Origin of the sequence: Cytobacillus citreus, from assembly GCF_018343665.1 — a bacterium.
GTDB lineage: Bacteria > Bacillota > Bacilli > Bacillales > Cytobacillaceae > Cytobacillus > Cytobacillus citreus.
The window spans coordinates 403,842-424,001 of record NZ_JAGYPM010000002.1; the positions used below are offsets into that span (position 1 = coordinate 403,842).

18 protein-coding genes are annotated in these 20,160 nt (G+C 36.6%); 7 read left to right on the plus strand and 11 right to left on the minus strand.

Features of this window, described 5'->3' with window-relative positions:
• Positions 1-351 precede the first annotated feature (351 nt).
• Positions 352-2,112: a sigma 54-interacting transcriptional regulator gene (locus tag KHA94_RS08140; RefSeq protein ID WP_213101643.1), complete on the plus strand. Its 1,761-nt coding sequence runs from the start codon at positions 352-354 to the stop codon at positions 2,110-2,112.
• 399 nt (positions 2,113-2,511) lie between these two features.
• A complete protein-coding gene (locus KHA94_RS08145; RefSeq protein ID WP_213101644.1) occupies positions 2,512-4,347 on the plus strand; it encodes a glycosyl hydrolase family 28-related protein in 1,836 nt (611 codons plus the stop codon).
• 439 nt (positions 4,348-4,786) lie between these two features.
• Here KHA94_RS08145 and tagU read toward each other — a convergent pair whose 3' ends face one another.
• The 4 genes from tagU to KHA94_RS08165 all read right to left on the minus strand — a co-directional run bounded on the left by tagU (position 4,787) and on the right by KHA94_RS08165 (position 9,112).
• Positions 4,787-5,710 carry a polyisoprenyl-teichoic acid--peptidoglycan teichoic acid transferase TagU gene (gene tagU, locus KHA94_RS08150; RefSeq protein ID WP_213101645.1) on the minus strand — a complete coding sequence of 308 codons (924 nt, stop codon included), beginning with the start codon at positions 5,708-5,710 and terminating at the stop codon, positions 4,787-4,789.
• Between the two features lie 975 nt (positions 5,711-6,685).
• Positions 6,686-7,066, minus strand: a complete 381-nt coding sequence (locus tag KHA94_RS08155) for a RidA family protein (protein ID WP_249365401.1) — start codon at positions 7,064-7,066, stop codon at positions 6,686-6,688.
• A 162-nt stretch (positions 7,067-7,228) separates the two neighbouring features.
• Complete coding sequence (locus KHA94_RS08160; protein WP_213101646.1) at positions 7,229-7,879, minus strand: helix-turn-helix transcriptional regulator; 651 nt, start codon at positions 7,877-7,879, stop codon at positions 7,229-7,231.
• Between the two features lie 51 nt (positions 7,880-7,930).
• Complete coding sequence (locus KHA94_RS08165) at positions 7,931-9,112, minus strand: MalY/PatB family protein (RefSeq protein WP_213101647.1); 1,182 nt, start codon at positions 9,110-9,112, stop codon at positions 7,931-7,933.
• Between the two features lie 230 nt (positions 9,113-9,342).
• Between KHA94_RS08165 and KHA94_RS08170 the strand changes: the two genes are divergently transcribed.
• From KHA94_RS08170 to KHA94_RS08180, 3 genes are all read left to right on the plus strand, one after another.
• Positions 9,343-10,629 carry a cation:dicarboxylate symporter family transporter gene (locus tag KHA94_RS08170; protein WP_213101648.1) on the plus strand — a complete coding sequence of 429 codons (1,287 nt, stop codon included), beginning with the start codon at positions 9,343-9,345 and terminating at the stop codon, positions 10,627-10,629.
• A 244-nt stretch (positions 10,630-10,873) separates the two neighbouring features.
• Positions 10,874-11,650 carry a sulfite exporter TauE/SafE family protein gene (locus KHA94_RS08175; RefSeq protein WP_213101649.1) on the plus strand — a complete coding sequence of 259 codons (777 nt, stop codon included), beginning with the start codon at positions 10,874-10,876 and terminating at the stop codon, positions 11,648-11,650.
• Positions 11,651-11,840: 190 nt separating this feature from the next.
• Positions 11,841-12,038 (plus strand): hypothetical protein, encoded by a 198-nt coding sequence (locus KHA94_RS08180; RefSeq protein ID WP_249365402.1) that lies wholly within the window; start codon positions 11,841-11,843, stop codon positions 12,036-12,038.
• Between the two features lie 249 nt (positions 12,039-12,287).
• Here the strand turns inward: KHA94_RS08180 and KHA94_RS08185 are convergent, their stop codons facing one another.
• The 5 genes from KHA94_RS08185 to KHA94_RS08205 all read right to left on the minus strand — a co-directional run bounded on the left by KHA94_RS08185 (position 12,288) and on the right by KHA94_RS08205 (position 17,879).
• The gene (locus KHA94_RS08185; RefSeq protein ID WP_213101650.1) at positions 12,288-13,160 is read right to left on the minus strand and encodes a Gfo/Idh/MocA family oxidoreductase; all 873 of its coding nucleotides are present in this window, start codon (positions 13,158-13,160) and stop codon (positions 12,288-12,290) included.
• A gap of 2 nt (positions 13,161-13,162) precedes the next feature.
• Positions 13,163-14,476: a GGDEF domain-containing protein gene (locus KHA94_RS08190; protein WP_213101651.1), complete on the minus strand. Its 1,314-nt coding sequence runs from the start codon at positions 14,474-14,476 to the stop codon at positions 13,163-13,165.
• Positions 14,477-14,539: 63 nt separating this feature from the next.
• Positions 14,540-15,598, minus strand: coding sequence for a dihydrodipicolinate synthase family protein (locus tag KHA94_RS08195; RefSeq protein WP_213101652.1), 1,059 nt, complete (start codon positions 15,596-15,598; stop codon positions 14,540-14,542).
• Positions 15,598-16,614, minus strand: coding sequence for an NAD-dependent epimerase/dehydratase family protein (locus tag KHA94_RS08200; RefSeq protein ID WP_213101653.1), 1,017 nt, complete (start codon positions 16,612-16,614; stop codon positions 15,598-15,600). The genes KHA94_RS08195 and KHA94_RS08200 overlap by 1 nt, the downstream gene beginning before the upstream one ends.
• A gap of 20 nt (positions 16,615-16,634) precedes the next feature.
• Positions 16,635-17,879, minus strand: a complete 1,245-nt coding sequence (locus KHA94_RS08205) for an Nramp family divalent metal transporter (RefSeq protein ID WP_213101654.1) — start codon at positions 17,877-17,879, stop codon at positions 16,635-16,637.
• A 325-nt stretch (positions 17,880-18,204) separates the two neighbouring features.
• Here KHA94_RS08205 and KHA94_RS08210 point away from each other — a divergent pair, with 325 nt between their 5' ends.
• Complete coding sequence (locus KHA94_RS08210) at positions 18,205-18,603, plus strand: DUF3139 domain-containing protein (RefSeq protein ID WP_213101655.1); 399 nt, start codon at positions 18,205-18,207, stop codon at positions 18,601-18,603.
• A gap of 143 nt (positions 18,604-18,746) precedes the next feature.
• Here the strand turns inward: KHA94_RS08210 and KHA94_RS08215 are convergent, their stop codons facing one another.
• Positions 18,747-18,908, minus strand: coding sequence for a type II toxin-antitoxin system antitoxin (locus tag KHA94_RS08215; protein WP_075209255.1), 162 nt, complete (start codon positions 18,906-18,908; stop codon positions 18,747-18,749).
• 12 nt (positions 18,909-18,920) lie between these two features.
• Positions 18,921-19,763, minus strand: a complete 843-nt coding sequence (locus KHA94_RS08220; RefSeq protein WP_213101656.1) for an SPFH domain-containing protein — start codon at positions 19,761-19,763, stop codon at positions 18,921-18,923.
• Between the two features lie 93 nt (positions 19,764-19,856).
• On the opposite strand from KHA94_RS08220, the gene KHA94_RS08225 reads away from it, so the two are divergent.
• Positions 19,857-20,036 carry a peptidase dimerization domain-containing protein gene (locus tag KHA94_RS08225; protein ID WP_213102249.1) on the plus strand — a complete coding sequence of 60 codons (180 nt, stop codon included), beginning with the start codon at positions 19,857-19,859 and terminating at the stop codon, positions 20,034-20,036.
• Positions 20,037-20,160: the final 124 nt, after the last annotated feature.

Here is a 20,160-nt window from a genome sequence, read left to right on the forward strand (position 1 = left end):
AAAGCGCCACATCGTGTGGCAACGTCTGCGTGACCCACTTCCTGTGGGCCGCACCTAACAATCAGTGGGGGATAGAAGCCGACTAAGAACGCCACGTCCTGTGGCAACGTCGGCACTAGCACGTCCTGTGCGTCGAAAAACCCCCACTGATTGAAGTTTCACTTTATATGATTAATAAGGTATTCTTTCTTTACACATTAAGAAAGTATAAATTGCCAGCGCAGAAGATGATTCGACGTAGTTGTCAATTTTAGGAATTAAGTATAAGTGCAACTACGCCTCTGTCTTCGCCTTTCCAAGGCTCGCCAATCTGCGAGTTTTCTTTAGAGTAAGCTGTAGGAGTGAAGGATTTTGGCTGAAAAGATCGTAACAATTATTTCAATTCAAGATGAATATCTGTCGCTGATTTCAAAACAAATGACAGAAATGGCTGGAGATTTAGTTAGAATTCGTCCAATAAACATTAAAAATCTGGCGCGGGAAAAGATCTCAAAAGATGAAATTGTATTATTAGGCTCAATTCTAATTCAGATGCTTGTTCACCCTTTCTTACCAGATGGAGTAAGGTGTATTTTAGGTAAAAGGGGATTTAATTATGTCAATATGGGAAGATTGCTTTCAGTTCCCAAAGGAAAGAGAATATTAGTCGTAAATGATACAGAGCAAACAACAGAAGAAACAATTCAAGCACTCAGGGAAGTAGTATTTGAACATAAATATTATGCATATCATCCAGATGCCCCAATTCCAGAACAAATTGACTTTGTGATAACTCCCGGAGAAATGCAGCTTGTTCCAGAGGGAATAGCTGAAGTAATCGATATTGGATACCGACTTTTATCTTTAGATACAGTGTTTGAGATATTTGAGATATTAGAATTAAATTATTCACAAACCTTTCTAACGAACCGTTATATGAAATCTCTTGTGGCCTTATCCAATCAAAACAAAAATTTTAAGATAGATTCGACCTTTAATAAAGGGGCTGAACATACAGCTAGTAAAACTGCTAAATATTACTTTGAAGATGTAATTGCACATAGTCAAGCAATGAAAGATGCTTTATATATTTTTAAGAAGTTTACAGGATTGAATGATCCTGTACATATTTATGGTGAAACTGGGACCGGAAAACGAATGCTAGCGCAAGCCATTCATAATGATTCCCCGGTCAAGATGGGGCCTTATCTTAATATTAATTGTGCAGCAAGACTATTGGATGTACTAGAAAGAGATTTATTTGGTTCTGAAATAGACGGGAAGATTTCTCCAGGCCTATTTGAATTGGCAAGTGGGGGAACATTATGTATAGAAGAAATAGATGAAATCCCTTTTTCACTACAAGGTAGACTTCTGCAGGTACTTGAAGAGGGACAAATAATTAGGGTTGGGGGTCATTCACCAATTCCTATAAAGGTAAGAATAATTACTACAAGTAACTCTGACCTATCATTACTAGTAGATGACAATAAATTTCGAAGGGATTTATTCTATTATTTGGCCGCTTTAACTTGCAAGGTTCCTTCCCTTTCAGAAAGAAAGGAAGATTTTGAGCCACTTATTCAAATTTACTTAAAGTCCTACTTGCAGCGGAATGACTTGAATATTCCTCAAGATATGATTCATCTTCTAATGCAGTATTCATGGCCAGGGAATGTTAAAGAGCTATTTAATGCAGTTTCATACATGGCTTGTTTAAAAGGAAAGAAGTTATCTTTTGAGTTATTGCCATTCTATATTAAAGGTAGACTTCAAAAAAATATGGCAGAATCAGTACTTCCTCAAGAAATGTCAGAGACTGAATTAAATGCACTAGTGGTAAGTATTGAAGAACACGGATTTTTAGAAGAAAGCCGAGCCATTCTTGAAGTGTTTGAACAAGGTAAAAAACAGTGTGAATCTTATGGTCGCACTGTTGTAAGAAAAAAGCTTCAAAATAAAGGTATTGATCTTACAGAACAACAACTTCGATTAAGATTAGAAGTTCTTAATCAACTAGAATTATTGAATGTTCGTCAAGGTCGGTCTGGAACAACTATTTCTAGAAAAGGTGAATTATTTTTAGAAATGCTTCGTATACATGGGGCCGGTTCTCTTGTTTCCCGGTTGTAAACATGGGGCCGGTTCTCTTATTTCCATTGTGAGAGTGTTTAAGTTTCATTCTAAAGAAGGAGAATTAGAAATCAGCTAACCACTGCAAAAGCGAGTAGATGATAAAACACAAGAACCGTCCCTGTGTTTCTCAGCAGGGCTTTTTTTTTTGAAAAAATTCAAACGTTCCCTATTGTGTAGATATTAGTTATCTATATTTATTAATAAGATGTTAATCAAACGTTTGATTAAAGTAAAAATCATAAAATTCTCTCCGAAAACCTAGTTTTATTAGTATGGTGGGTATAAAGTTGCGGGTGTAAAGAGCTTCCTGGTGTACGATGTGAATCTTTCAGACTAGTTAAGTGGTATGGATAAATTCCTATAAGAAAGGTCATGATTAATAAGGGGAAAGATGAAATGGCAACACTAGACACAGAAAAAATTAGGGGACTAATCATGAAGAAAAAAATGGTGTACATAGCATCTCTATTTCTCTTGATAATAGCAATGATGTATTTTTTTAATACGAAAAAACCTACTAGAATACCATCAGAAGAGTATGTTTATAATGTGGATGATTTTCAAAGCATCCAGGCTGCCATAACGTATGTATCTAAAAAGTCCGGCGGGAAAATTTATTTTCCGCCTAATAAGTATGAAATTAAGGAAGAACTTGAAATCGGAGAGGGAGTTGAATTGATAGGTGCAGGACGAAATCAGACAATGATTTCTGTTTCAACTCCAAGTGGATATTTAAATCATGAAGAATCTGCTGTAAAGTTCTCTGATTTAAAGGTTAATGGAAAGGTGAGAAATTGTTTAAATTCCCCGATTTCACCGGAAGATTTTGGAGCGCTGGGAGATGCAAAGACGGATGATAGTCTAGCTTTTCAGAATGCAGTCAACAGTGGAAATGGGAGTGTCCTTGAGTTAGAAGCAGGCAAGCGATATTTAATCAAAGATACGGTAACTGTTGATATCGAAAAGATTAAAATGATTAACGGAAATAATAGCTATCTTGTATTAGAAGAAGACATTATTGGACTAAAGTTATTAGGATCAAAAGAAACGAAGGGTGCATCACCTAATAGTGAACAAAACCATTTTATAGCAGAGAAAGAATTTATGCCGATTGTGTCTGATCTGCAAATTTATTCTAAGGCTGACTCCTACGTAGGAACAGGAATTCAAGCTGAGGGTACATTTGGGCTAATCATTAAGAACAATCATTTATATAATTTAAAAACAGGAATCCAATTTGTAGGTTATAACCGGAATGTCATCATTGAAAATAATCAAATATGGAATATAAGAAACTATGGTATCCATTGGAATAAAGTTAATCTTCATCAACAAATTATTGAAAATAACCATATTTCTTTTACCAAAAAGAATTTATTCTTTGAAGATTGCGATGTTCACAATATACATATTATCGGAAACGCCTTAGAAGGCGGCGGGGGAGAGCCGGAAGGGAACGAAAATAGTATTCATTTCTTACTAACAGACAAATCCTTAGGCGATATGTCGCAAATCCAAATTATAGGGAATAGCATTGAAGAACATTTAGCAGCAACGTCCTCTTTAATTAAGTTTGAAAATCATACGGATGATACATCTAAAATGCAAATTATTGAAATCACCGGAAATGAATTAAGCGGCAGTAAAAGCCATGCAGTAGAATTTTGGAATAGTAGTAATGTAACCATTAACGGGAACAATTTTTATGGAAATCAAGATTATAATATTAAGATTTTACATAAGGCAACAGGCTTTAACATTATGGGTAACAGCTTTTCAGGTAACTTAGAAGCAGCAAGCAATAAAGGGTTCCTATTCCTTAAATCAGGATTAGAAGTCAACAATATCAATATTTACGCAAATACAATCGATCATTTGCATGGGCCGCCCATACAAATGAAGGACAATGCAGATGATCCAAATGCAAAGTTCAGAGGGCGATTATTCATAGATGGGATGAATATCTCGAATAACCTCTTTACGCTAGCAGAAGATTATCAAAGTAATGGCGAATATCTTGTTGATATAGAAGCCAATTCTATTGCTGGCTTGGTATATACTAATAACCAATTAAAAGGTTGTTCAACGTGTGTAAATGGGACACGAATTACGGCAAATTCTATTCATCATTCGATTATTAGTAAAAACATGATTTACAACGTAAAAGAAGGGGCGAATAAATATAAGTTACCTGCAAGCACACAGGATGTAATTGTTTCTGAAAATCGGTAAAATTATTGTGATTTGTGCTCCAAAAAATTTTAGTTGGAGCGGTAACTCTTTAGTAATAGATTGATGATATTGCATTGTTCAATAAGAAAGGGATATATCTATGTCAGTACTTAAACATCTTAATCAAACGTTTGATTGATATATGTGTTCATATTTTAGAACAGTGCATGGTACTTGAGATAATGTCGTCGTAATCTTCCTTTTTTAAGGAAGGGGTAATTTGAAGCGTTTATATAACTGTTTCTAAGTTGGAGACGCATGGAATCATGAAAAAACCTCTCTCAAGTGAAAGAGGTTTTTCAGCTAAAAGGAAAGTTTAAGTTTTTTTAACGTATTAAAGCAAAATCTGTTTTTAATTAAATATCTGCTAATAAGATCGCATAAGTAAAACTAAGGCATTCGCTGATAGGACTTGGCGAACGCCAAGTTTTTCTTATGATTATTTAATTTCTAAATGACGTTTCAATTCATCTTGTACCCGCTGCTTTTCCTCATCAGGAACAATTAGATAGTATATATGATTAATCTTCGTGCCGTTTCCTTCTATCGATATTTGATCGACTTTCTCGGCTGCTGCTCGATAATTTTTCTGAATCTCAACCATTTCGTCAAAATTTAGGTTGGTTTTTATATTATTGCCTAACGCATTAAAAACTTGATTGTAATTGGTTAAAGAGGAAAGGCTTGCCCCTTCCTTAATGATGGCTTCAATGATTTGGCGCTGTCTGAGCTGACGACCAGCATCTCCCCTTAGATCTTCATACCTCATTCGAGAAAACAATAATGCTTTTTCGCCATTTAATGTGATTTCTCCTTTAGGAAAATGGACACCACCATACGTAAAGTCTAAATCATTATTGACAGTAATCCCGCCTACAGCATCAACAATATCTTTAAAACCTTCCATATTAATTTGTATGTAATAGTCAATGGGGATATCGAGGAAATTTTCCACTGTCTCCATTGCCATTTTGATCCCGCCAAACGCATAGGAATGGTTAATTTTATCTTTTTTTCCGTAACCTACAATTTCCGTTCTAGTGTCGCGTGGAATGCTAAGCATTTTGACTGAGTTTTGATTTGAATTGATGGTTAATACTATGATGGAATCGGAGCGGCCACTGTCATCCTCTCGTTCATCTACACCGAGCATGAGAACAGAGAATGGTTCTTGTTTCTCTAAAATTATTTCTTCAACTCGTTTCTCTGACATTTTTCTATCAATAGGATGATGCATTGTTTCGGCTGCATTTGTTAGAGATTTATATATTGAAAAGGCATAGGCACCTGCTCCTATTATAATGAATAAAACAATAATTCCTGTTACACGGAGCCAAGTTCTATTTTTCTTTTTTTCCTTCATTCTTGTGACCCCCACAAAATGACATGTAATTTATTGTAAGTTAAATAATAGCAGAAAATACCTAAAAAAGATATGAACATATTTTGAAGGTTTCAGGGATAAAGGACTACGAGTGTGATAGAAAGCCTAATAGATTTGCTTAGATCTACTCTTAATACATGGCTGTGTTAAAGCACAGTGTTAGTATCCAAATTTAAAGATATTCGCGGAAAAGGTGGAAACAAAAGCCGCCAAGTTTCCCATTTTTAAAAAAAATCGTGGAAAAGTGGAAACAAAGCTTATTTCGTTTCCAAATTTAAAGATATTCTCGGAAAAGGTGGAAACAAGAGCCGCCAAGTGTCCCATTTTTTTAAAAAATCGTGGTAAAGCGGAAACAAAGCTTATTTCGTTTCCAAATTTAAAGATATTCGCGGAAAAGGTGGAAAAAAGAGCCGCCAAGTGTCCCATTTTTAAAAAAAATCGTGGAAAAGCGGAAACAAAGCTTCGTTCGTTTCCAAATTTAATAATATTCGCGGAAAAGGTGGAAACAAAAGCCGCCAAGTTTCCTATTTTTTAAAAAAATCGCGGAAAAGTGGAAACAAAGCTTATTTCGTTTCCAAATTTAAAGATATTCTCGGAAAAGGTGGAAACAAGAGCCGCCAAGTTTCCTATTTTTAAAAAAAATCGTGGAAAAGCGGAAACAAAGCTTATTTCGTTTCCAAATTTAAAGATATTCGTGGAAAAGGTGGAAACAAGAGCCGCCAAGTGTCCCATTTTAAAAAAAATCGTGGAAAAGTGTAAACAAAGCTTATTTCGTTTCCAAATTTAAAGATATTCGCGGAAAAGGTGGAAACAAGAGCCGCCAAGTGTCCCATTTTTAAAAAAAATCGTGGAAAAGCGTAAACAAAGCTTAACACCGTTCGAAAATAGAACGGTGTTAATAAAGAAGAACTGTAGGAATGGCTATTTCTATTGCGGTCTATGACACCAACCCATTTACTGCCCCATATAAGCAATAGCTTCAATTTCAATCAGTACGTTTTTGGGCAATGCGCTAACTTCGACTGTTGAGCGCGCAGGTTTATGTTCATTAAAGTATTTGCTATACTCCTCGTTAATGATTGGGAATTGACTCATATCTTTAATAAAAATGGTTGTTTTTATAATATTTTCGAGTGTTAATCCTTCACTTTCTAAAATGGCTTTAATATTTTTCATTACTTGGTTTGTTTGTTGAATAATATCATGTTCGACAACTTCGTTAGTAACCGGATTGACGGGAATTTGTCCAGATAGGAATAGAAAATCATTTACTTTCATTGCTTGTGAATATGGACCAATTGCCTTGGGTGCTGTTTCGGTATAAATCATTTCCATTATGATCAACTTCCTTTTCAATAAAGTGAAACTTTAATCAGTGGGGGTTTTCTTCATCCCCCACTGATTATTAGTTGAACCAATCGGGCTTTTACGGGCAGTTTATCTCCCACCTAACTTTTTTGCTTTCGCTGAATTTTGAGGTGGGAGTATTACTGCCCGTTAATGCGGGATAAAATATTCATTCTGTGTGCGGATTTTTTGTAAATAATTATAGATTGTGAATTTAGAAACACCGAGTACAGTAGCAACGTAATCAGTTGAACCTTTAATTAGGAATGTGCCTCTATCCTCTAATTGTCTAACAAATTCAATTTTTTCTTCTAAACTCAATAATTTTTTAAATGCGTGAAGTACTTGATCAACCATTCCTTGAATGACATTGTGGATAGACGTGAAGAAACTTTCCGACTTCGGTTGATGTTCATCAAATGAAATGAAGTCTTGTAACATTTCATCCATGTTCATTAGCAAGCTTATGTCATAATTCATACATAACGCCCCGATAACATTTCCTTTTTCATCACGTAAAAAAACAGTAGAGGATTTCATTATATTCCCTGTTTTAGTGTGCGTTTTATAATTCGGAATATCTTTAATTTCAGAAGGGGTTTTTCTTAGTTCTTCTAATACTAAATTTGTAATAGGAGAACCAATATCCTGATTTGTAACATTTCCAGCACTATGAATAAGGGAATTCTCCAGATTGCTAAAATCATGTACAGCCACTTCACAGCGGTTACCAAACATTTTCACAAGCATGTCTGCTGTCCTTTTCGCAAAGTCAAAGATAGTTTGATGACACGCCTCCATTCTTACCCCCCTAGAAAAGCCTAAGTTCCTATTTCTTGTACCGCTTGTGCATTAAACTTTTTCCAATAATGTAAATGCTTGTTTTAGTTGTTGTAGACTTTTTTCTAAAACGGAACGAGGACAAGCAAAATTCATACGCATAAACCCTTCCCCACCGCTTCCGAAGATCGGCCCATCGTCAAATCCTATATGTGCTTCTTCAAGAACCAATTGATTAAGCTCTTCTCTATCAAGATTAAAATCTCTGAAATCTAGCCACGCAAGATATGTACCCTCTGGCTGAATCACTTTAATTTCCGGTAAATGTTCATGGAAGAATTCCGTTAATAACTGTAGATTACCTTGCAAGTAATCAAGCAATTGGTTAAGCCAGTCTTCACCATGTCTATAAGCACTCTCTAATGCCACAATTCCAAAATAGTTTGGGGTTGCAAGGGAGAAGGCATTCACGGCACCTTCAAACTTTGTGCGGATATCTGCATTCTGAATAATAATTCCTGATGTTTGCAATCCTACTAGATTGAAAGTTTTGCTCGGTGCAATGCATGTTATGGAATGATTGGCAAATTCCTCAGAAATAGATGCAAATGGAACATAAGTATGTGGTTTAAAAACTAAATCACAATGAATTTCGTCCGATACGACAAGGATGTTATGTTTCATGCAAATTTCGCCCAGCTTTGTTAATTCTTCTTTGTTCCAAACCCTTCCTACTGGATTATGAGGATTACAAAGAAAAATCATTTTAACGGTAGAATCAAGTTTTGCTTCTAGATCATCAAAATCCATTGTATAGCGACCGTTTTCTAATCTTAATGGATTTTCAACTACCTCTCGTCCTTGTAACTTGAGAACGCGATAAAAGGCATGATGAACAGGGGATTGAACAATTACTTTATCACCAGGCTGTGTAAAGGAATGGATAATTAAAGATAGTGCGGGAACTATTCCCGGACTGTGGGAAATCCATTCTTTTTCGATTGACCATTTATACCGCCTCTTAAACCAGTCTACAATCGAGGTTAAATACGAATCTGTTCTGATTGAATAACCAAAAACACCTTGATCTGCTCGTTCCCTCAACGCTTCAATAACAGGTGCAGGTGATAAAAAGTCCATGTCTGCAACCCACATCGGAGTAATGGAGTCCGTTCCGAAATGTTCTTGAAGAGTATCCCATTTTTTACTTGCAGTTTGCCTGCGATTAATCACTTGATCAAAATTATATTTCAAGAAAAGCCTCCTCCTTTTTAAAAAATAATGCATCTCTATTTATATTTTACAATATTTTTTTAATTAATCAAATTTTTTTGTAATTAAAAAATAGTTGGAATTATTTTTTAATTGTGATTAAATTGGAATATACTGAAAATTTAAACAGGATAAAGGAGGGCTTCCAGCACAATTAGATTGGTTTTAGACAATTAATTGAAAGCGCTTAAATAATGAAGGGAGGAAAATGAATGAAACGAATTGGTTTGGCAATGCAAATATTTATCGGGCTGATCCTAGGTATTATCGTTGGTGCTATTTTTTACGGTAGCCCAGAAGTTGTAAAATTTTTGCAGCCGATTGGTGATATATTTATTCGTTTAATCAAAATGATTATTGTGCCGATTGTTATTTCAACATTAATTATTGGGATAGCAGGGATCGGTGATATGAAGAAGTTTGGCAGATTAGGCGGGAAATCCATTCTTTATTTTGAAATTGTGACAACAATTGCCCTAATGCTCGGTCTATTAGCCGCTAATATTGTACAACCTGGTGCAGGTTTAGATGTTCATGAGTTAAACCAAGCTGACGTGAGTAAGCATATGGATAATGCAGCGGAATTAGAAAATAAAGGCGGTATTGTAAGCATTATTGTCAATATTGTCCCAACAAATATTATCGATGCACTCGCTCGTGGTGACATGCTTGCTATTATTTTCTTTTCTATTCTGTTTGGTCTCGGAATTGCTTCAATAGGGGAAAAAGGAGAACCTGTTCTTCGATTCTTTCAAGGCGTTGCTGACACTATGTTTTGGGTTACGAATCAAATTATGAAATTCGCTCCTTTTGGTGTATTTGCTCTTATTGGTGTCACCGTTTCTAAGTTTGGGTTAACCTCTTTAATTCCACTTGGAAAACTAATCTTAACGGCCTACGCTATAATGATCCTGTTTGTTGTAGTTGTTTTTGGTATTTTATTGAAGATGTCAGGAACAAATCTTATCACATTGATAAAAGTGTTAAAGGATGAGCTTATTTTAGCTTTTTCTACAGCAAGTTCAGAAACCGTTTTACCACGTTTGATGGAGAAAATGGAGAAGTTCGGATGTAAAAAAGAGGTTACTTCTTTCGTTATTCCGGTAGGTTACTCCTTTAACTTGGATGGAGGAGCTTTATACCAATCACTTGCTGTCCTTTTTATTGCACAAATGTACAATATTGATATGTCAATAAGTCAACAAATTATGGTTCTTGTTGTTTTAATGTTCACAACTAAAGGGTTAGCAGGGGTGCCTGGTGCCAATTTCTCCGTATTACTGGCAACACTGGGTTCAGTAGGATTGCCATTAGAGGGAATTGCCTTTATTGCCGGTGTTGATCGTATTATTGATATGGGACGTACGGCTGTGAATGTCATGGGTAATGCAGTAGCAACAATTGTATTGGCAAAGTGGGAAGGGCAATTTGACTTAAACAAGGCGAAGAGTTATGTACATACAATTGCCAGCGTACCGTCAGCAAATAGAACAGCTTAGTCAGGCTATCAATATGAATGTTTATGATAAGAAACTAAAAAGGAAGGCACTTACAAAGCTTATAATCAAATTGTTGGTTATACTGCTAAGATTGGCAAAGACAGTTTCCTAAGGAGCAATACAAGAAAACGGAGGAACAACCAAAAATTAGACAGCCCATCTTCGTTCAAATATACGACATGGGCTTTATTCATTGTAAATCCATTCAAAAGGAATATCTAACCTACAACACTAGGAGGCACAGATGGATTTTTCATTTATTATTATCATCTTCTTAATCGGTTTCATAGGCTCATATATTTCTGGAATGTTAGGGATTGGCGGATCAATCATTAAATATCCCATGCTATTATATATTCCTCCTTTATTTGGTTTTGCCGCTTTTAGTGCCCATGAAGTCTCTGGAATAAGTGCTGTTCAAGTATTATTTGCGACCATTGGCGGTGTCTGGGCTTACCGTAAAGGTGGCTACTTAAACAAAAAACTAATTGCTTATATGGGCGCTAGTATATTAATTGGCAGTTTTATTGGTGGATATGGTTCTAAGCTAATGCCTGAGGAGGGAATCAATTTCGTCTACGGAATTCTAGCGTTAATTGCTGCAATTATGATGTTTATTCCTAAAAAAGGAATAGATGATATTCCACTGGATCAGGTGACATTTAATAAATGGCTGGCTTCTTCACTTGCATTAATCGTAGGAATCGGGTCTGGGATTGTAGGTGCAGCTGGTGCATTCATATTAGTGCCAATTATGCTGGTCGTATTAAAGATTCCAACACGAATGACCATTGCTTCTTCGTTAGCCATTACATTTATTTCATCAATTGGAGCAACAGTAGGTAAGATTACAACAGGACAAGTGGACTATTTTCCAGCATTCATTATGATTGTGGCTAGTTTAATTGCTTCACCTTTAGGAGCAAACGCTGGAAAAAAGGTAAATACAAAGGTATTACAATTTATATTGGCATTCATCATACTTGCAACAGCAGTGAATATTTGGATAGATATTTTGTAAAATTGGGGATGGAAGTCTTTAAGTTAAGTAGGAAGGAAACTATTAATATATTGATGATACCAAAAGGGTTGTCGGTACTGAAACATATTGATCAAACGTTTGATTGATATGTGTGTTCGTAGTTTAGAACCGTTCTTGGTACTTAAGATTCCCAGCACTTATTAGAGGGGATTTAAAGTGGGCTGCGATTATGTTCATAACAGCTGCAGCAGTAGGTGCTTTTACATTTGGTTTTGGAGCATGGATACCAGGCATTATATTTTCATTTGTTTATAATAGAATTTATATCAAAGATCTACTAGAAAAAGGATATCTACCTGCAGATGAACAAACAAAGATGGAATTATCTAATAGGGGCATTATTTCAGCTGTTAAATCTGCTGTTTAAATTTAAATATTAATAGAGTTTAGAAGTGCAATGGTTAGACTGTTGTGCTTCTTTTTATTAATTGCCTTTATAAAAATTCGGTCACGATTACTTCTTTTTCGTGACCGGTTTGGTTCTTATTTGATCTATTCGGTCACGATTAACGCCTTTTCGTGACCGGTTTGGTGATTTCTTTATAAATCGTATCCCCACTAAAATGAATGCCTTCTATATATGAACGTTGGCTTTTCTCAATGAAGACGATATTCATCAAACACCAAATTCATCCAACCCATTGATCTGTTCAATCAGTTTTATAATCGCTGCAGTTTCCTCGAGGGATACAGGTGATAAGCAGGTTTCGAAAAAATTCACAATCTCAACCAATAAATTCGCATAATAGGGCCTTTCATCCTTCCAAAGCTGGAAGGTTTCCACGCGGTTATGATAATGAATCACTCCGCCAAATCGGTCATGCCATTCATAATCTCCTCGCACCATTACTTGACGGCCATCAGAAAATGACAACTTCAACATTTCATATTTTCCCGCATATTTCTCCTTTTGAATCGTACTAATATCCGTTCCGAACAGGGCAACGATCATTTCAATCAAGTGAATCCCATACCAAAAATATCCTGGCATTGCATCCTGTTGCGGCAATGGCCCGTATATATAGCCGCTCACAAAATCTCGAGCATTGATATTTTTAATAGATTCGGCATATCGCAATGAAGAAGAACTCATGATTGGTGTTCGATGCTTTGCAGAAAGGTCCATCACGTTCTCCATTTCAGCACTACTCATGACAATTGGTTTATCGATAAAAATCGGCTTTTGGTGATGAATAATGTTCTTTAGCCAAGACAGATGATTCCTTCCATCGACTGTTGCTAGTAGAACGGCATCTACATTGTGCATAAACATTTCTACATCTTCAACAATCTTTACCTTGTATTTATTTTCAACGATCTCCTTATAGTGCTGGAATCGGTCCTTACTAATCGGCAAATCTTCTGAAAAGACAGGGAGGGCGTGTGTGATTGTAGCACCAGCTACATAATGCAGATCTTTTGGATCGTTCAGTAATCGTGTGAAAATTTCACTATGAGACGTGTCTAAGCCAATCAAACCAATTCTCATCTTCACAACTCCTCATTGTTAATCATTGAAAAAACTTGACGTGGTCTCCCTCTGCTAGTTAGTTTTTCTGTTCCGACCACTTCGACAATTTTCACATCTAACCATGCCTGTAAGATTCGATGGGCACTTCTTACCGTTATTCCTAGCATATTTGCTACATCTTGAGCGGTAAATTCATTCTGGTCATTCCGTTTAATCATGGCTAATGCCTTTTCTAAATGGACTGCATTGATCCCTGATTTTTCAGCCAAACTTAATAACTTTGCATCGGTAATAGAGAGTGGGTATTTAATGGGGGATACAAGATCGATTGGTCCAAAGACTTTACGATCTTCACGAACGATGAAGCCGCATTGCCCTCCATAATCCTGTGCTTGGTAAAGTGCGAATCGAGCATTTTTTCCCGATTCAAAGGCTGTTGTCCCAAACCCTATTCCAATTGATAGATTAATATTCAATGATTTTTTGACGTCGTTCAATAATGGCAGTGATTTGTATCCTTCCGTAATTCTTTCAAATGTTCCTCGATTTGTGACAAATAAATATTCAGCATCATTTAGGGCAGTTAAATAAGCATCAAACTGTTCTGCAAAATTTAGCAAGGATTTATAGATATCATGAATGCGTTTTTGCAATTGTTTTTCAGTAGTAAAGTCTTTCATAAGTGTTGAATGATCTACGGAGATTCTCCCGAAGACAATTTGAGTTTCTTTCTGTTTTCGTTGAGTCGTGGAAAGCAATAGCCGTTCTAAAATGACAATGATATCCTCTTCCGTTGGCTTTAGCCATTTATTAATAATTCCAAGATCACTTAATCTTTCACTTATCAATTTTAAACTTGTTATGACGGCGCTATTCGGATTGTTTTCTATAATTGCTTTATGGTATTCCACTACTTCATCTACATTTTCTGCGTGTACTAATTCATTAAAATGAGAATATGTGAAAGATTCATGGAGTGATTGTCTAGCAATTTCAATATAAGGTACTTGAATCCCATCGAAACTTATATGTGACAGGGTCTGTTTTTTATTAAGTAAATAAAGGACACGATATAAACCAGAACCCTTTAGCGGAATGTAGAAGGAGGGCAAGTGTGCAGGTATCTCCATTCGTGCAGTTAAATACGGGGCCTTTCCTGAAAAGAGTAAACAATCGACCTGCTCGCGGAGATCTTTTGTAAAAACAACTGCATCACTTAATTGATCGGACAAGCGGAAAATGGGTGTCATGGATGGAAATAGATTGAAGCATCTCTGGAGTAATTCCTTCATCCAGAGTGGACCAATCACCCCAACTTTAATATGTACATCCATTCTAACAACTCCCTTCCACATATCGTAAAAGACACACTCGAAAGAATGTGCCTCCTACATTCATTATACATGAGCTTCTGTCGATAAAAAGGTTTTAATAAACGCATCGTCACCCAGCTCTGGATATGCTGCTGCGACGCGGCTGATTTCTTCGCTTTGCCCTTCGCTCATCACTTCATGATCAGCTAAACACCAATTTCCTTGAAGTAATCCATGTCTTCTTAAAACCTCATTAATTCCTGCGATGCTCCCTTTAAATTGGTTGGCAGAGTCAAAAAATGCTGCATTTGCATCTGTTACTTTCTGTGCGATCGTCAACCATTTTAAATCGATGGTGGTTTCCTGTCTTGCTTCTTTTATCGCTTTAAATAATTGAACAGCATTCTTCGTCCAAACAGACCAATGACCAAGCAAGCCACCAACAATCTGCTTTTTTACTTCATAACCATTCACATTGAATGCATATGCTGTCAATAAATCAATGACAATATTATCATCGTTCCCTGTATAAAGAGCAATTTCGTCCTTTCGTTCAGATTCGCAAACGGCTCTTACAACATCAAGCGTCTGATAGCGATTAAACGGTGCCATTTTAACGGCCAATACATTTTGAATATTGGCGAATTCCTTCCAAAAATGATAGGTGAAAACTCGGCCACCAACAGCAGGCTGCAAATAAAATCCAAAAACCGGAATGATTTCAGCAACGAATCTAGTCCGTTCAAGTAATTCAGTTTCTGAGTAATGATTTAAACCGCCATTGCTTAACAAAACCATGTCATAGCCCAGATCCTTCGCTATCTTTGCTTCTCCGATTGCTTGCTTAGTAGGACCACATACACCGGCAATTTTTAAGAAGGGACGATTTACATTCGCTTTGTCCACTTCCTCGGAGGCCATCCGCAATACGTCCTCAAAAAGGTTGAATTTAGGATATCTAATTTCGAATTGTGTCGTATGAACGCCGACCGCAATCCCATCTACTCCTGCTTCAATGTAATAACGGGTTAATCTTCTTTGGGATGCTTCATCTAACTGCTTCTGTTCGGTTAACGCTAATGGATGTGCAGGGATGAATGCACCATCATGTAATAATTCCCATTTTTCAGGAGTAAGCGCCATTAAAATTGCCCCTTCCTTTCTTGGAAATGAGTCGGTTTATTAATGGTTTCGCCATCATTCATGACCCAACCCGATGTCCAATCGATCATTTCATGTATAGATACGCTCGGATATCCAAACAATTGATGCGCTTTTCCAGCATTATTCAGCAGGGCAGTCGCCTGTTCCTGTCCTTCAAAAACAGGCTTCTTCCCAAATCTTTTTCCAAATTGCTCTGCAAGCCAGCGTACAGACAATGTTTCAGGACCGGTGACATTCAAGATGGTTGGAGGGCTGCTTGCGATCAATAGGGAGCGGATAGCGTATTCGTTTGCATCACCTTGCCAAATAACATTTACATGCCCCATCGACAAATCAATAGAGGTAGAATGATAGACAGCCTTTGCAATTTCAAGGAGCACACCATATTTCATATCTATCGCATAATTTAAACGAAAGAGTGCAAGCGGGGTCTGATCTCGATGTGAAAAATATGTTAAAACCCTTTCGCGGCCTAAGGAGGATTGACCGTACTCTCCAACAGGCTCTACAGGATGTGATTCATCACATCCGCCTTTTTGAACAGGAACTAAAGGGTATACATTTCCAGTGGAGAACGCTACGATTCGAGAGCCTTTGAAATGTTCAGCCAATCTTCCAGGTAAATACGTATTCATCGCCCAAGTGTAATGCTCATTCCCAGCTGTTCCGAATTTGTTTCCAGCCATGTAAATAACATTGGGCAGCTTCGGTAAAGCAGCAAGCTGTTCTTCATCCATTAAATCCGCTGTAATGGTTTCAATGCCTGCTTCCTCTAATTCTTCTTTTAATGAGCCCGAAGAAAACCTTGAAACGCCCACTACTTTTTTGCTGATTCCAGCTTCATCAATCGCTCGCTTTGCTTTCTTTGCAAGTGTTGGCCCCATTTTTCCGCCAACCCCAACGATTAAAATATCACCATCCAATTTTCTTATATCCTCTATCAATTCATTGGATGGCCTTGTCATTATTTCTTCCAATTGCTGTACATTCTGCATGAGATACAACTCCTTATTGTTTAAGAAAGAAAAATATTTTTAAAATTATTGAATGCTAAGAAGAGCAAGACTAACAAACCTAATATCCCGAAAAGATTACTTGTTAATTTATTTTTCAAAGACCCCATAATCTTTTCGTCATTCGCAACAACCAAAATACAAATCGCAATAAATGGAACAATGAAAATCGTCACAGCTTGCGCGAAAACAATTAAATTTACAGGTGCGGATCCAAATATAATAGCAACAATGGATCCGAATAAGATCACACCTACAATGGCAAACTTTACTTTCATATTCGAAAGCTTGCTTCCGAACCCTAATCCATCTGCTAACATCGATCCGCCAATCGTTGCATTCCCAATGAGTGAAGAGTAAGAAGCTCCTAATAGCCCTATCATAAATACAACCATTGCCCATGAACCAAATAGTGGTTCAAGTGATGCCCCCATTTCCGAAGCATTGTTCACGACAAGTCCTTGGGGCTTTAAAACAGTTGCAGCTACCATCATGATTAAGAAAGAAATAAAGCCTAAAATAAAAATTCCTAAATAGGATTCGCGAGCCCCGCTTTTTGCATCTTTAATTGTCCAGCCCTTTTCTTGCACTAAATACGATTGATAGACGGCACCAACAATCGAAAAACTCGTTGCAAATAAGGCAATGACTAAACCGATACTGCCTGAAGGAATAACTGGAACAAATCCACTAATAATATCTGAAAAGGATGGTTTTACAGCTATAAAAGTAACTAAAAATGCACCTAGCATGACCAAGACAAGACCGAGCATTAGCTTTTCTAAAATGGCATAAAACTGTTTAGTAAATAATAGCGCAATGGCAAGGACGGACATGATGACAATCCAAACAGTTGAATGAATACCAGTTAGTGTATTCAATGCAATCCCAGTACCAATTGAATTACCTGCTTGGAAGGATGCAGTAACTAAAAATGCCCCTACACCTATTAAGACTGATGCAGCTTTTCCCCACTTATCCAGCATCACCTTTATGAAGCTTTGATTAGCAGCAAGCCCAATCCGTGTACTCATTTCTGTGTAGCACATCATAAAAATAATCGCTGCAAAAATTGCCCAAACAAGGTCAGAGCCATATATCGCACCGATTTTCGATGAAAGGGTGACACTACCAGGACCTAACATTAAAGCAGCAGTAATAAATGCAGGACCAGAATACTTTAGAATACTCCCTTTCCTTTTTTCTGCCGCAATCTCAGGTGAACCTCCTTCATTTTCTAGCTTCATTATTCTCGTCTCCTTTTATTATCCGAATCTTCTATATAATCATAAAACAGAATTGATTTAATTGACATGTCTTTAATATGTCTTTAAATCACGGGAGGGGAAGGGGATATTTCGAAAGGAGTACCAAGTGGCGGTGTTATGGGACAGACGCAAGTTATGTATGCGATGGCTCGTGCGTTAATATTAGATCTGAATCTTTAAAACTAGTAAAAAGTTTTTTTGTAATTAATCAACTTTTTGTATACGTAATTGTGTTTTGTGATATATTCAGTTTGAATTTACATATATTTCAATATTAGGAATTTAACGAGAGGATTGGTAGTGAGTGAGTAGGAGGAAAATTAACGGATTTATAATTTTAATTTTATTTATATTTATGGTTGGAAGTATTATATGGTATATTAATTTTCCATATTATGAGAAAGTTGCCGAAAAGAGAATTAATACCTATATGGAAGCACAAAATGTTGATAAGAAGAAGATATTGGACAAAGATTCACATTTAGATTTTAAAACAGGTAGATGGGAAATTAATTACAAATTTAAAGACGAACCAAATTTAACATACGAATATACTTTTGATAGAAAAACAAACCAAGTTTTACTGTTAGTATTTAATAGTACAAAATTAATAGGTGGGAGTTCGGTTGAAAGCGGAATGAACTATCCGAGTATTCATGAAGGATGGTCAAAGTTTGATGAAGATGGAAACCTAATAGACTAGCGAAAAATATAGCTTATAAAAGGGGCATCCAATAGCCGAGAAATTGGACAGCCCCTTTGTGTTTTACAGTTAAGGCAATTAATCAAACGTTTGATTAATAGGTTTGTTCTATATTGCTAAGCAGGAAAACTATTACATTTTCTCTACTCTTGCGACTTTTTCAATCGGCCAGCCTTTTTAGCTGCGTCACGAAGGAGAAACTCAATATGGCTGTTTACGCTTCGAAAATCATCAGCCGCCCACTTTTGCAAAATCTCATACAATTCAGGGTCCAATCGTAATGGAAAACTTTTTTTCTTAGACATAGAGCCCACTCATTAATATAACGTCCCCGTATTAATAACAGGCTGGGCTGGTTTTTCAGCGACGATGGCCACTAGTAAATTATTAACCATTTGTACTTTGCGTTCATCATCTAAATCAATCGTATTATCCGCTTCTAATTGTTTAATGGCCATTTTTGCCATTCCAACAGCACCTTCAACAATTTTTTGACGGGCAGAGATGATGGCAGTTGCTTGTTGACGCTGCAGCATCGCTTGAGCAATCTCAGTTGAGTAAGCAAGGTGAGTAAGTCTGGCTTCAATCACTTCAACACCAGCTACATTTAGACGTGCCTGTAAATCGGCTGTTAATTCATTGGAAACTTCCTCGGCATTCCCTCTTAATGTAAGATCTGCACCCTCAAATGTGTCATAAGGGTATTTCGTTGCCACATGACGAATAGCTGTTTCACTTTGAATTTCAACAAATTCCTCATAATTGTCTACATCAAACACAGCTTTAGCTGAATCGACTACTTTAAAAACAATCACTGCTGCAATTTCAATGGGATTTCCTTCAACATCATTTACCTTCAAGCGCTTGCTATTAAAGTTTCGAACCCTAAGTGAAACATTTCGTCGCAGGGAAAGCGGCACAGTCAAGTATAGTCCGTTATTACGAATAGAACCTAAGTATTTTCCAAAAAAAGTAACGACAGCTGCCTTATTTGGCTGAACAATCGTAATTCCGCTAGCCAAAAGAACGGCTACAGCAAGTAAAGGAATGGCAACGGCAAATACCTCATTAATTAAAAGCCATACACCAAGTCCGAGTAGAGCCACTATTGCTAAAATACCAATAAAACCATTTACCTGAAAGACGTTTTTTTCTTTCATCTTGTTCACTCCCTACAATATCTAACTTATATTATTATGATATCACTTTTAGAATAAATTGTAAATTAAAACTTTACTTTAAAAGAAAAGCTTATTTATCAGCCTACTTGCACAATCTGCGGCATTGAATCTGGCTATACAAAAGATGAAGGAGCCAAAACGGTTTTACCATCAACTTCAAAAGTAAAACTGGACTTTCGGTTAGTTTCAGAACAAAATCCTGAAGAAATACTTACATTACTAAGAAAGCACTTGGATAAGCATGGATTTTAAGACATCGAAATCATTCCATTAAAAGGACAGCGTGCCGCAGTAACGGACCTAAAGGTTCCATTTGTTGAAAAGGTAGTAGCTAGCACAACTAAATTTTATCGCAGATTAACGGGCAGTAAGACCC